The organism is Actinoplanes sp. NPDC048791, from assembly GCF_040650095.1.
Lineage (GTDB): Bacteria > Actinomycetota > Actinomycetes > Mycobacteriales > Micromonosporaceae > Actinoplanes.
On sequence record NZ_JBEZGQ010000147.1, the window covers coordinates 1 to 12,642 of the forward strand.

Consider the following 12,642-nt stretch of genomic DNA (forward strand, 5'->3'; position numbering starts at 1 on the left):
GGGGCCGGCAGCTCCAGCGCCGGCAGCAGCTCGCGCCAGTAGGCGTTGTAGGCGCAGCTGAGGTCGGTGAACCGGGTGCCGAAGAAGAGGTTGACGATCCGGCACAGCACCGCGTGGCCGAAGCGTTCGGCGGCGCCGGCGTCACGGTGGTCGCCGCCCGGGCGCAGCCGCGAGCCGTGGGCCGCCTCGGCGCCCGAGAGCAGGGCGTCCACGAAGCGGGGGATCTCCTGCGGGTCGGCCGAGCCGTCCGCGTTGAGCGTGACCACGATGTCGCCGGTGCTCGCGGCGAAGCCGCAGACCAGCGCGTTGCCCTTGCCCGAGCGGGTCTGGCGGACCACGACCACGTCGGGGCGTACCTCGCGGGCGACCGCCACGGTGTCGTCGCGGGACCGGCCGTCGACGACGACGACCTCGTCCACCGGCGGCAGGTTCTCCAGGATCAGCGGCAGGTTGTGCTCTTCGTTGAGGGCGGGGATCACGACGGTCACGGTTGGCGACGACCACGAGGCGTGGTTCGCCGGCTGTCGCGGCGCGGGAGGCATGGCGGTGGCTCCTCGGCGGGTGCGGTACGGAGGTCATCGGGGGGACCGGGCAACAACTTACCAATCGATTACCGTGCGTCAACTGGTCGCAGGGGTGACGGGAGGGCCGGCGGCGGACGGTCATGAATGTGCAGCTCGGGTGCCCCTTTACCGGTTAAGTATCGGGGAATCGTGACAGATCACCCATTGCTCTGAGTAACGAAAGGGGGGATGTCGGTCCCCTCATAACCGGCATTCCGGACGCCGGGAATCCGTACGGTGATGGATGCGGGGGATAGGGTTCGGGCGGGCCGTCGTCCCCCGGGCCGGCCGGCCACCCGAGCGTGGAGAGGAAGAATTCTCAGTGAAACTGGGTCTGCACATCGCCGATTTCACCTGGCCCGACGGCGCGCCGCGGCTGGGGCCGGTGCTGGCCGACGTGGCCACCGCGGCCGACGAGGCCGGCTTCGACCGGATCAGCGTCATGGACCACCTGTGGCAGATCTTCGGCACCCCCGAGCACGAGATGCTGGAGGCGTACACCGCGCTCGGCTTCCTGGCCGCGCACACCCGCCGGGCCAAGCTGCTCACCCTGGTGACCGGCGTCGTCTACCGCGACCCCGGCCTGCTGGCCAAGGCGGTCACCACCCTCGACGTGCTCTCCGGCGGCCGGGCCATGCTCGGCATCGGCGCCGCCTGGAACGAGGAGGAGTCCCGCGGCCTGGGCCTGTTCTTCCCGCCCACCGCGGAACGCTTCGAGCGCCTCGAGGAGGCCCTGCAGATCTGCCTGCGGATGTTCCACGGTGACGAGTCGCCGTTCGACGGCAAGCATTACCAGCTCGGCCGCCTGCTCAACTCCCCGCTTCCGCTGTCGAAGCCGCACCCGCCGATCTTGATCGGTGGCGGCGGCGAGAAGAAGACGCTGCGTTTCGTGGCCAAGTACGCCGACTCGTGCAATCTCTTCGCCGTCCCGGAGGTCGGGCACAAGCTCGACGTGCTGCGGCAGCACTGCGCCAACGAGGGCCGCGACTACGACGCGATCGAGAAGACGGTGACGCTCAACCTCGACCCGGGGGAGAAGGGCGAGCGCGTCGCTGAGCTCATCGACGACTTGACCCGCTACGCCGGGCTCGGGTTCACGGTGGGGCACGGCATGGTCGCCGGCGTCTCCGATCTACGCAAGATCGAGACGCTGCGCACCGAGGTCATGCCCGCGATCGAGGCGCTGTGACAGTGCAGGCGGTGGTCTTCGACCTCGACGGCGTCATCATCGACACCGAAGAGGTCTGGGAGGAGGTGCGCCGCGGTTACGTCGCGGAGCACGGGCGCGAGTTCCTCGCCGACACCCAGACCCGGATGATGGGGATGAGCACCGGCGAGTGGTCCACGCACCTGAGCGCCGAGGTGGGTGTGCCCCGCACCCCGGAGCAGGTCGCCGCGGACGTGCTCGCCCGGATGGCCGAGCGGTACAGGTCGGCGCTGCCGCTGATCCCCGGTTCTGTCGACGCCGTCCGGCGGCTCGCGGCACGCTTCCCCGTCGCCCTGGCCAGTTCGTCCGCCCGGATCCTCATCGACCAGGTCCTCGAGACGGCCGGGCTGGCCGGCACGTTCCGGGTGACGCTGTCCACCGAGGAGGTGCCGCGCGGCAAGCCGGCGCCGGACGTCTACCTGGCCGCGGTCGAGCGCCTCGGACTGACGCCGGAGGTCTGCGCGGCGGTCGAGGACTCCAGCAACGGCCTGCGATCGGCGGCCGCGGCCGGGCTCGCGGTCATCGCGGTGCCACACGGGGTCTATCCGCCCGCGGCCGATGCTCTGGCGCTGGCCGGCCTGGTCATCGACGGTCTGGACGAGCTCACGGTCGAGGCGGTCGAGAAGCTCCGCTGAGCGGTTCTCCGGGCCGGTCCGAGCGGCCGGCCCGGGACTCCGCCTCCGGGTAGGCGGGCAGGTCGATGCCGCTGCTGCGGTCGCCGGCGATCTTGTACGTGAGCGTCATGAACCACGCCCGGTTGTGCAGCCAGTCGCGGATCGCCAGGCCGTGCGCCGTCTTCGGGGCCAGGAACCGGCCCGCGCCCGCGCCGCCCTTCTGTGCGCGCTTGGCGAAGCGGCTGATCCGGGCCTCGTACCGCGGGAAGGCCACGGTGTGGTCGCCGCCCGCGCCCGCCAGCTCGCCGGCCAGCGTGTACGCCGCCACCAGCGCCGTACCGTTGCCCATGCCGCCGATGGTGGCCCCGCACGCCGCGTCGCCGACCAGGGCGATCCGTCCCCGCGACCAGGGCTCGATGTCCACCCGGCAGATCTGGTCGAAGTAGAGGTCGTCGGCGGTGTCCAGGGCGGCCAGCATGCGCGGCACCTCCCAGCCGAGGTCCGCGAAGCGCTCGCGCACCAGCTGTTTCTGCGCGTCGAGGTCGTAGCGGTCGTAGCTCAGCTCGGGCGACGCGAAGACGACGAACGCGCCCGCCTTGTCCGGGTCCCGGTGGTCGCCGCCGATCGAGGCCAGCCGTCCGGGGGTGTTGTGGCCCAGGGTGTCGCGGCCCAGGCCGAGGTGGTTGGGCATCGGCCAGCCGGCGACGTAGTAGCCGAGGTGGCTGACGTACTGCCGCTCCGGGCCGAAGGTCAGCCGGCGGACGTTGGAGTGCACCCCGTCGGCCCCGATGACCAGGTCGAAGGTGCGCTGCCGGCCGGAGGCGAAGGTGACGTCGACGCCGCCCGGGGTCTCGTCGAGGGCCGCGATGCTGTCGTCGAAGAGGAACTCGGTGTGCTCGCCGGCGGCCGCGCAGAAGACCCGGGACAGGTCCCCGCGCAGGATCTCGATGTCGCCACCGGCGAAGTCGGCGGGCATCTCCATGGTCCGCTGCCCGTCCGCGTCCACGAAGCGCATCGCGGTGCCCCCGGTCTGCACCTCGCGCAGCGCGTCCAGCACACCCATGCGTTCCAGCAGGCCGAGGTGGACCGGACCGCGGAAGTCCACGGCGTTGCCGCCCGTACGCAGGGCCGGGGCGATCTCGACGATCGTCGGCCGGAAGCCGTGGCGGCCCAGCCAGTAGGCCAGGGCGGGCCCGGCGATGCTCGCGCCCGAGATCAGGACCGTGCGGTTCATGGTGGCTCCAAACTGTGTCCATCGGTATCAGTTATTTCTGTGTACGGTAGAGACAGTTGTCGCCGGAGCGCAAGGGGGTTGTCCGATGTCAGTGGAATTCCTGTGGGACGGGCGGGCCCAGCCCACGCGCGGGCCCAAGCCGGCGTTGACCCTGGAGGGCATCACGGACGTCGCGATCGCGGTCGCTGACGCCGAGGGCCTGGCCGCCGTCTCCATGCAGCGCGTCGCCGCCGAGCTCGGCAAGACCAAGATGTCGCTCTACCGCTACCTGCCGGGCAAGGCGGAGCTGGTGGCCCTGATGATCGAGCGGGCGATCGGGGAGCCGCCGGAGCTGACGGCCGGCTCCTGGCGCGCCGCGCTCACCCAGTGGTCGGAGCAGCTGTTCGCGGCCTACCTGAAGCACCCGTGGTCGGTCGACGCCACGGTCGGCCGGCGTCCGCTCGGCCCGCGTGAGCTCGGCTGGATGGAGTGCGCCCTGGCCGCCCTGGGCGCCGGGTCCGGGCTCACCGGGGCGGAACGGCTGGACGCCATCGCGGTGCTGGCCGGGCATGCCCGGATGCTGGCCCAGCAGGCCGCCGCCCGGCTCGACGAGGACGGGATGAACGCGGCGATGAGCGAGGTCGTGACCCGGCACGGCGCGCGTTTCCCGCAGCTGACCGCGGCCATGCGGGAGACGGCCGTCGAGGGCGGCCAGAACCAGGCGTTCACCTTCGGCCTGGACCGCATCCTCGACGGCCTCGCCGCCCTTATCGACCGGCGCTCGGCGCGCAGCTGAGCCGGGCGTCGGCCCAGTCCGCGTGGTCGAAGTTGCGGCCGTCGCCGCCGTCGGTCGCCCGCAGGGTCAGGATCCGCACGCCGGTGACGTCGACGCTGAGCGCGGCAGCCGGGTCGGCACTGCGCCGGATCCCGGTCGCGGCCAGCGGCCGCGCGTCGCCGAGCACCTGGAAGTCCACCGAGCCGGACTGGGTCACCTCGTCGTCGATGCCGGCCACCGCGGTGAAGCCGGTGCAGGCGCCACCCAGCCAGACCGTGATCTCGCCGGGAGCGTGCATGCCGAGCCCCTTGGCGTACACGGTGCCGCGGATGGTCAGCGGGCGGCCGTCACCACGGTCGGCCTCCCCGTTGGACCGGTCGCGCTCGACCGGCCCGTACCCGTTGCTCTCGCTCAGGAACGGCAGGTCGCTGACCGCCGGGGTGCCGGCCGGATCGGCCGGCGGCACCAGGACCCGGACCGCCTGCTCGACGTGCACCGGCCGGCGGCTTCCCGGGGCGTCGGGCGAGCCCGGATCGGCCGGGAAGGCGAAGTCGGCCGCGACCGGCAGGTCGGTGAAGCCGGTGGCCAGGCCGGCCGGTGCGGTGAGCCGCCAGGTGCCGCGCAGGGTGTCACCGCCGCGCATGGTGGCGTCGCGCACGACCGCGCCGGAGACGGTCCAGCCCGCCGGCGGTACGGGCGCCAGCGTCACCCCGGTGATCGGCCCACCCGCGGGCAGCGTGAACGTCGCCGACACCGACACCGTCCCCTCCGGACGCACGTCAGCGCTCGCGGGGTCGACGGTCAGCGTGGTGGCGGGCACCCGCCGTACGGGCCGGTCGCAGGTCGCCGACCCGGTGTACGCGCACAGCACGGTGACGAACCCGCCGTTGGTGCGCTCCGGCACGGTGAGCGTGTCCCCTCGGCGCACGATCCGGCTCTCCCGCACCAGCCCGCCGTCACCGTCGCGCAGTGTCTCGGCCAGGTAGCGCCCGCTGCCGAGGAACCCGAGCGGAGTGCTGAACGTCTTGGCGGCCACCGCGGAGATGCCGCCGACGTACCAGCGGTCGTCGTGCCGCCGGGCGATGACGGCCTCCTGACCGGGCGCCCCGGCGAGCAGCTTCGTCTCGTCCCAGACGGTCGGCAGCTGGCTCAGTGTCCGCAGCGCCTCGGGATGCGACTCGTACGTCTCGGGCTTGTCGGCCGGGTGCTGCCAGCCGGACTCGTAGACCACCGCGAGGGCCACCTCGTGCGCGTCGGTGGTGTCCCGGTCGGCCACCACCCAGGTCACCGGCGTGTAGTCCATGCCGCCGACCACGTTGCGGGTGAACGGGAACATCGTGTTGGTCGCGGCCCGGGTCCGGAACTGCTCGGCGCCGCGGATCGCCTCCAGCGTCATGACGTGCGGCCAGGTGCGCTGCAACCCGCGCGGAATGGTGGCGCCGTGGAAGTTGACCATCAGCTTGTGGGCGGCGGTGGCGGCCAGGATGTCGTCGTACCACCGGAAGCGGGCCTGGCTGTCCGAGTCCATGAAGTCCACCTTGACCCCGGCCACGCCCCACGACTTGAGCAGCGGCAGCATGGTGTCCCGCTCCTGCGCGGTGTCCAGCGTGGTCCAGTGGAACCAGAGCAGCACGTCGACGCCGCGGGCCCGGGCGTAGCGGACCACGCCGGGCACCCAGTCGGCGCTCCAGCCCTCGTCGATGAGCACGTAGGGCCAGCCGTTGCGGGCGGCGAAGTCGATGTACTGCCGTTGCCGCGCCGGGTCGCCCGGGCTGCTGTGCTCGGAGAGCCAGGACCAGGCGGTGGTGCCGGGCCGCACCCAGGAGGTGTCGGTGAGCTTCGCCGGCGGGGCCAGGTCGTCGACCAGCATCGAGCCGGTGACGGTGGCCAGGTCGCCGACGATCGCCGTACGCCAGGGGGTGGCCAGCCGGGCGGTCGCCACGATCTGCGGGTCGGCGAGCTTGATCGCGTACGCGCCCGAGCCGGCGCTGTGGGTCAGCCGGGCGCCGGAGTAGCGGCCGTCCACGTCGGACTCGGTGATGAGGGCGTAGTTGCCGCCGACCCGGAACAGCGATGGGAAACCGTAGTCACCGGTGGCGGCGGCGCCCGCGGTGGTCTGCACCCGTTCGTTCTCGTAGTTGGGGGAGTACGGCAGCAGCCACGCGGGCGCGTCGGCCGGCATCGAGAACGACGACGTCTCCCCGGTGATCGTGCCACCGGCCGGCAGCACGTACCGGTAGGCGGCCCCCTCGGCCGAGACCCGCACCACGACGTCCAGCCGGGCCCCGCCGGCGCCGGTGAAGGCGAACGTCGACTCGGTGAGCGTGACGTCACGGGCCAGCTGTTTGCCGGTCGTCTTCGTGTATCGCTCGCGGACGGTGCGGTTGCCGCGCGACACGAAACTCAGCCCCGCGCTGAGGTCGGCGGCGGTGGTGACGAGGCCGATCGGTGCCGGGGACAGCACGGCCGTGCCGGCCCGGTCGACCCCGAAGCTGAGCCGGCCGGCCTCGTCGAGGGCGAGCCGCGCGTTCACCGCGGCCCCCGGGCCGCTCACGGACCAGGACAGCGGCTCCGCGGCGGCCGCCGGAGCGGCCAATGTGGTGGCGGCCAGCGCCGCACCGAGCACAGTGGAGGACAATCGCCGTAGGCGCATCGGATCTCCTTCGCATCGAAGGATGACCATATTTCACGCGCATTACGGAGATCCAGAATAATATTTATTACTGCCGATCGGGCCCGGCGTGTCCGGTCGGAGACGCCGGGCCCGTACGCGGCTACTGCGGCAGCTGCCGGCGGTCGACCGGAGCCCGGCGTTCCGCCGGGGTGACCGGTGCGGTGGTGACCGTCGCGCCGGCCGGGGCCGGGGTGAGCGTGGCGCGGCCGGTGACCGGCAGGGTCAGGCGGCTGGCGGCCAGGTCGACCCGTACGGTGGCGCCGGTGTCCGGTGCCTCGGTGAACTCCGGGTCGCTCTGGGTCAGGACCAGGCCCAGGGTGTGCCCGGCCGCGACCGTCACGTCGTAGGCGCTGAGCGGGACCGTGACGGTGTACCAGCGGTCCGCCCGCAACGGGGTGGTGAAGCGCAGCGACACGTGGTGGGCCGCGTCCAGCCAGCCGCGGGTCAGCACCTCGTGGTCGGAGGTCACCACCCGCTCGGCCACGTCGCGGTAGCAGGCGTCGTCAGCCGCCGTCGACGCTCCCCAGCACGATTCCGTGGCCAGGGTCCGCACACCTTCACCAGTGCCGTAGTCCACCCGGGTGGCGGTGCCGTAGTCGACCAGCCGGGCGGTGAGCTGGGTCGTCGGGCGGTCGACGCGGATCCGCAGCCGTACGGACGGGGACCCGGAGATGCGCAGCGGTGCACGCAGCGGCCCGTAGAGCACAGCGAGCCGCCCCGCGACCTCTTCCGACGGCGAGGCCACGGCCGCGTCCTCGGTCAGCGACTCGTCGGTGTACGAGGCCACCGCCGACCCCAGCGGCACACTGACCTTGCGGGTGCCGGGCAGCGGCCAGTCCCGGGCCGCGGTGAAGACGCCGGGTGCGGTCTCGATCGTCGCCCGCGGCTGGGCCATGACACCGTTGTGCAGGCCCTGCAGCCAGTAGTCGAACCACTGGTGCAGCGTGTCGACCCACTCCGCGCGGCGGACGTCGAACGGGTCCACGTGCCCGGTGCGGTGCAGCCAGATCTTGCGCGGCACGCCCTGCTCGGCCAGCTCCTGCCACCAGGCGGCGAACTGCGGTGTGGCCACGTTCAGGTCGTTGAGGCCGTGCACCACGAAGACGCTCGCCCGGACCCGGCCGGCGGCGGGGCGGTAGTCGCGGGCGCGCCAGAACGCGTTGTAGTCACCGGTGTCGTCGGCGCTGTCGGTGGCCAGCGAGGAGGTCACCGCCGCGCACTCGGTGAGCCGGTCGCTGACCACGGACTGCAGGTAGTTCGGGTAGCCCGAGGAGCGCAGGGAGCCGTTGTAGCGCATGTAGTCGTACCAGCTGGAGATGGCCGAGATCGGGACGATGGTCTCCAGGCCCCGGACCCCGGTGGCGGCGACGCCGTTGGCCACCGAGCCGTCCCAGGACTTGCCGATCATGCCGACCTTGCCGGTGCTCCAGGAGCGGGCCGAGACCGGGGTGCCGTCGGCGGTGAAGCCCCGGGCCCGCCCGTTGAGCCAGTCGATGGCCGCGCGGGCCCCGGCCACCTCGGCCGGGCCGCCGACGTCCTCGCAACCCGTCGAGCGGCTGGTGCCGCTGAGGTCGACGGCGGCGAAGGCGTACCCGCGGGGCACGAAGTAGTTGTCGTAGAACAGCGGCGCCTTGCTGATCACGCCCTGGGCGTCGTACTGCTTGAGCTCGCCCTCGTTGCCGCGGCCGCAGCAGGCGTAGTAGGGCGAGGCGTCCATGATGATCGGCACCTTGACGCCGGCGGCCGTGCGCGGGCGGACCAGGTCGACCGCCACCCGGTCGGGCACGCCGTCCCGGTCGGCGTCGGTGGGGGTCTGGACCCACACGCTCTCGCGAATGGCGTCGGCGTAGTCGTAGACGGGCACGGTCTCGCCGCCGCGGATGAAGGGCTGCGTGGTCGAGGGCGGGGCGGCCGAGGCGGGCGCGGGCACGCTGAGCAGACCGGCGAGCACCACAAGAGCGACAAGCAGAGCTCGGGGTACGGCAACGGGCATGGCGGTCCTTCCTCCAACGATGGACATCCACGCCATTCGATCGCATGGTGGGCCCCGGGTGAAGGAAATCGCGCAATTTACCTGGATGACACAACCAGGTGTGAAGGATCTTCACGAGGGGTATCGCCGCCTGGACTGCACAGGAGGTGCCCGTGGAGACGCTCGCGGCTGAAGGGCTACGGCTCGATCTCGACGTATTCGACTACCTGATCCTCGCGATCTATTTCGCGACCGTCCTGGGCGTGGGTTTCGCCGCCCGAAGAGCGATCAAGACCAGCGCCGACTTCTTCCTGTCCGGCCGCTCGATGCCCGCCTGGGTCACCGGCCTGGCGTTCGTCTCGGCCAACCTCGGCGCCCTCGAGATCATCGGCATGGCCGCCAACGGCGCCCAGTACGGCCTGATGACCCTGCACTACTACTGGATCGGCGCCGTACCGGCGATGGTCTTCCTGGGCATCGTGATGATGCCGTTCTACTACGGGTCCAAGGTCCGCAGCGTCCCGGAGTTCCTCCGGCTGCGCTTCAACCGGCCCACCCACCTGGTCAACGCGGTCACCTTCGCGGTCGCCCAGGTGCTGATCGCCGGCGTCAACCTGTACGCGCTGGCGCTGGTGCTCGACGCGCTGCTCGGCTGGCCGCTCTGGGTGTCGATCGTGATCGGCGCAGCCATCGTGCTGCTCTACATCGGCATCGGCGGGCTCTCCTCGGCGATCTACAACGAGGTGCTGCAGTTCTTCGTCATCCTGGCCGGGCTCATCCCGATCACCGTCGTGGGCCTGGTCAAGGTCGGCGGCATCGACGGCCTCTTCGACGCGGTCCGGGACAGCAAGCTCGGCGACGCGGCGCTGCACACCTGGCAGGGCACGGCGAACTCGGACAACCCGCTGGGCGCGAACTGGATCGGCATCGTGTTCGGCCTGGGCTTCGTGCTCTCGTTCGGCTACTGGACGACGAACTTCGCCGAGGTGCAGCGGGCCCTGTCGGCCAAGGACATGAGCGCCGCCCGGCGCACCCCGATCATCGGCGCCTTCCCGAAGCTGCTGATCCCGGCGGTCACGGTCATCCCCGGCCTGATCGCCATCATCACGGTCAAGGGGCTCGGCGCCGACGAGGGTGACCTGGTCTACAACAACGCCATCCCGCTGCTCATGCGCGACCTGCTGCCCAACGGTGTGCTCGGGATCGCGGTGACCGGTCTGATCGCCTCGTTCATGGCCGGCATGGCCGCCAACGTCAGCGGGTTCAACACCGTCTTCACCTACGACCTGTGGCAGACCTACATCCGCAAGAACCGTTCCGACGACTACTACCTGCGGATCGGCCGGCTCGCCACGGTCGGCGGCATCGTCGTCGGCATCGGCACCGCGTTCATCGCGGCCGGCTTCAGCAACATCATGAACTACATCCAGGCGTTGTTCTCGATCTTCAACGCCCCGCTGTTCGCGACCTTCATCGTCGGGATGTTCTGGAAGCGGATGACCGCCTGGGCCGGCTTCTGGTCGCTGACGCTGGGCACGCTGTCGTCGCTCACCCTGTACCTGCTGTACCTGGCGGACGTCGTCAAGTTCAACTCCGACCTGGAGGAGAGCTTCTGGGGCGCGGGCCTGGCCTTCGTCACCGCGGTGGCGACCGCCGTCGTGGTCACCATGGTGACCGAGTCCAAGCCCGAGAACCAGCTGCGCGGCCTGGTCTACGGCCTGGCCGGACCGTCCACCTCCGGCGAGGTGATCATCGCGGGCGACAAGGTCTGGTGGCGCAACCCCGTGCTGCTCGGTGGCATCGCTGTCGCGCTGGCGTTCCTGCTGTACATCCCCGTCTGGTGACCGGCGCGAGCCACGAGAGGAGTTGAGATGTCCGAGGAGACCAACGGTCCCGATGATGAACTGCTGGCCCAGACCGCGGAAGCGGAGAAGGTGTCCGCCGCGGCCCGGCTGTTCGACGTGCGGCGGGTGATCGGCGGGCTGTTCGTGGTGTACGGCCTGATCGTCACGCTGCTGGGGATCTTCGACAGCCCGTCGGAGATCGACAAGGCGCAGGGCGTCCGGATCAACCTCTGGATGGGGCTGGCGATGCTGGCGCTGGGCGCGTTCTTCCTGCTCTGGCTGCGGTGGCGGCCGACCCAGGTGCCCGCGACCAAGGCGGACCCGGACGCCGACGCGGGCCCGCGGGAGCCTGTGGGGAACTGAACGGCAACCCGGGCCGCCCGATTGATGGAGAAGTCGGTGCGGCCCGGGTGCAAGACGGTTGCACCCCTACCCCGAACCTTCCGATCCACCGGGGGTGCTCCCGATACTCAGGTCATGGAACCCCTCGCCTCAGTGAGCTTCGCCGGTGGGGCCGGACAACGGCCCGTCGGCTGGCAGATGCAGCTTCGCGTTGACTACGCCGTCAACAAGGTCATGCAGACGCATCGCGGCAAGTCCGAGGATGAAGTTGCACAGGCCATCCAGGACCAGTTGCGCAGTGTCGGCGTCGTGCCGAACTCCCGGCAGATCGCCCAGTACGCGCTGGCGATCTCCAGTCTGCCGCTGCTCCCGCCCAACAACCGGACGTGACGCCTGCGCTCCGCGGCCCGGCCTGTCACCGGGCCCGGAAGCGCAGGATCCGGTCGTCGCCATCCTGTACGTCGCCTCGGCCGTCCGTGTTCGAGGTGGTGAGCCAGAGGGCACCGTCCGGCGCGACGGCCACCGTCCGTAGCCGTCCGTACCGCCCGGAGAACTCGGCCTTCGGCTCGCCGCCGCCGAGCGGCACGGTCCACAGCCGTTCCCCCCGCAGCGCGGCGACGTACAGGGTGTCGCCGGCGATCGCCGCCCCGGACGGGGAGGCCTCATCGGTGCTCCACGTGACGACCGGGTCGACGTAGTCCCCGTCGCCACCCTTGCCCTCGACCTCGGGCCAGCCGTAGTTGCCGCCGGGCTCGATCTTGTTGACCTCGTCGAGGCGGTTCTGGCCGAACTCGATGCCGTACATCGTGCCGTCCGCCGCCCAGGCGAGGCCCTGCACGTTGCGGTGCCCCAGGCTCCAGACCGGCGAGCCGGCCTTCGGGTTGCCCGGCGCCGGCCGGCCCTCCGGGGTCAGCCGCAGGATCTTGCCGTTGGTGTCGCCGGCGTCCTGTGAGGCGCTGCCGTCCCCGGCGTCCCCGGTGCCCGCGTAGAGCATCTTGTCCGGGCCGAAGGCGATCCGGCCGCCGTTGTGGATGCCGGCCTTGGTGATCCCGTCGAAGATCACCTCCGGGGCGCCCCCGCCGAGCTTGAACCGCACGATCCGGTTGTCGTCCGCCGCGGTGTGGTAGGCGTAGACCCACCGGGTCCGGGCGTAGTCCGCGGCGACCGCCAGGCCGAGCAGCCCGCCCTCGCCGTCGGCCGCGACACCCGGCACCGTGAAGACCTGCTGCGGCTTTCCGCCACCGGCCCGCACCCGCAGCACGCGCCCGCTGTCCCGCTCGGCGACCAGCGCGCTGCCGTCGGGCAGGAAGGCCATTCCCCACGGCACCTCGAGGCCGGTCGCCACGGTCTCCGGGGCGCTCAGATCGGGGGTGCCGTGGTCCGTGGACGGGGCGGCCGAGGCGGGCGCGGAGGCAGCCGGTGCGCTGGCGCGGGGCGC

At 71.5% G+C, this 12,642-nt stretch carries 11 protein-coding genes; 6 read left to right on the top strand and 5 right to left on the bottom strand.

Annotated features, from left to right (window positions below; genetic code table 11):
• Positions 1–488: glycosyltransferase family 2 protein (locus AB0C29_RS13995; protein WP_360819921.1), on the bottom strand; the 488-nt coding region annotated here is incomplete at its 3' end.
• A gap of 397 nt (positions 489–885) precedes the next feature.
• On the opposite strand from AB0C29_RS13995, the gene AB0C29_RS14000 reads away from it, so the two are divergent.
• Entirely contained in the window at positions 886–1,752 is an 867-nt protein-coding gene (locus tag AB0C29_RS14000; RefSeq protein WP_360819924.1) for an LLM class F420-dependent oxidoreductase, read from the top strand.
• On the top strand, positions 1,749–2,405 hold the full coding sequence (locus AB0C29_RS14005; RefSeq protein WP_360819925.1) for an HAD family phosphatase: 657 nt from the start codon (positions 1,749–1,751) through the stop codon (positions 2,403–2,405). The genes AB0C29_RS14000 and AB0C29_RS14005 overlap by 4 nt, the downstream gene beginning before the upstream one ends.
• Here the strand turns inward: AB0C29_RS14005 and AB0C29_RS14010 are convergent.
• The gene (locus AB0C29_RS14010; protein ID WP_360819928.1) at positions 2,374–3,618 is read right to left on the bottom strand and encodes an FAD-dependent monooxygenase; all 1,245 of its coding nucleotides are present in this window, start codon (positions 3,616–3,618) and stop codon (positions 2,374–2,376) included. The two genes, AB0C29_RS14005 and AB0C29_RS14010, sit on opposite strands and share 32 nt — an antisense overlap.
• Positions 3,619–3,703: 85 nt before the next feature.
• On the opposite strand from AB0C29_RS14010, the gene AB0C29_RS14015 reads away from it, so the two are divergent.
• Positions 3,704–4,393 (top strand): TetR/AcrR family transcriptional regulator, encoded by a 690-nt coding sequence (locus tag AB0C29_RS14015; protein ID WP_360819931.1) that lies wholly within the window; start codon positions 3,704–3,706, stop codon positions 4,391–4,393.
• On the opposite strand, the gene AB0C29_RS14020 is transcribed toward AB0C29_RS14015, so the two are convergent.
• Both AB0C29_RS14020 and AB0C29_RS14025 read right to left on the bottom strand, forming a co-directional pair.
• Positions 4,365–7,025, bottom strand: coding sequence for a glycoside hydrolase family 97 catalytic domain-containing protein (locus AB0C29_RS14020; RefSeq protein WP_360819934.1), 2,661 nt, complete (start codon positions 7,023–7,025; stop codon positions 4,365–4,367). The two genes, AB0C29_RS14015 and AB0C29_RS14020, sit on opposite strands and share 29 nt — an antisense overlap.
• Positions 7,026–7,146: 121 nt before the next feature.
• On the bottom strand, positions 7,147–9,039 hold the full coding sequence (locus tag AB0C29_RS14025) for a Xaa-Pro dipeptidyl-peptidase (RefSeq protein WP_360819937.1): 1,893 nt from the start codon (positions 9,037–9,039) through the stop codon (positions 7,147–7,149).
• A 152-nt stretch (positions 9,040–9,191) separates the two neighbouring features.
• Here AB0C29_RS14025 and AB0C29_RS14030 point away from each other — a divergent pair, with 152 nt between their 5' ends.
• From AB0C29_RS14030 to AB0C29_RS14040, 3 genes are all read left to right on the top strand, one after another.
• Positions 9,192–10,862: a sodium:solute symporter family protein gene (locus AB0C29_RS14030; protein WP_360819940.1), complete on the top strand. Its 1,671-nt coding sequence runs from the start codon at positions 9,192–9,194 to the stop codon at positions 10,860–10,862.
• A gap of 27 nt (positions 10,863–10,889) precedes the next feature.
• Positions 10,890–11,225, top strand: coding sequence for a hypothetical protein (locus AB0C29_RS14035; protein WP_360819944.1), 336 nt, complete (start codon positions 10,890–10,892; stop codon positions 11,223–11,225).
• A 114-nt stretch (positions 11,226–11,339) separates the two neighbouring features.
• Positions 11,340–11,594, top strand: a complete 255-nt coding sequence (locus AB0C29_RS14040) for a hypothetical protein (RefSeq protein ID WP_360553236.1) — start codon at positions 11,340–11,342, stop codon at positions 11,592–11,594.
• A gap of 25 nt (positions 11,595–11,619) precedes the next feature.
• On the opposite strand, the gene AB0C29_RS14045 is transcribed toward AB0C29_RS14040, so the two are convergent.
• Complete coding sequence (locus AB0C29_RS14045; protein ID WP_360819947.1) at positions 11,620–12,567, bottom strand: PQQ-dependent sugar dehydrogenase; 948 nt, start codon at positions 12,565–12,567, stop codon at positions 11,620–11,622.
• Positions 12,568–12,642: the final 75 nt, after the last annotated feature.

Bases quoted from the DNA above. Each gene is read 5' to 3' on its own strand.
- AB0C29_RS14035 (WP_360819944.1), top strand. From the start codon at position 10,890: ATGTCCGAGGAGACCAACGGTCCCGATGATGAACTGCTGGCCCAGACC.
- AB0C29_RS14015 (WP_360819931.1), top strand. From the start codon at position 3,704: ATGTCAGTGGAATTCCTGTGGGACGGGCGGGCCCAGCCCACGCGCGGG.
- AB0C29_RS14020 (WP_360819934.1), bottom strand. From the start codon at position 7,025: ATGCGCCTACGGCGATTGTCCTCCACTGTGCTCGGTGCGGCGCTGGCC.
- AB0C29_RS14010 (WP_360819928.1), bottom strand. From the start codon at position 3,618: ATGAACCGCACGGTCCTGATCTCGGGCGCGAGCATCGCCGGGCCCGCC.
- AB0C29_RS14025 (WP_360819937.1), bottom strand. From the start codon at position 9,039: ATGCCCGTTGCCGTACCCCGAGCTCTGCTTGTCGCTCTTGTGGTGCTC.
- AB0C29_RS14040 (WP_360553236.1), top strand. From the start codon at position 11,340: ATGGAACCCCTCGCCTCAGTGAGCTTCGCCGGTGGGGCCGGACAACGG.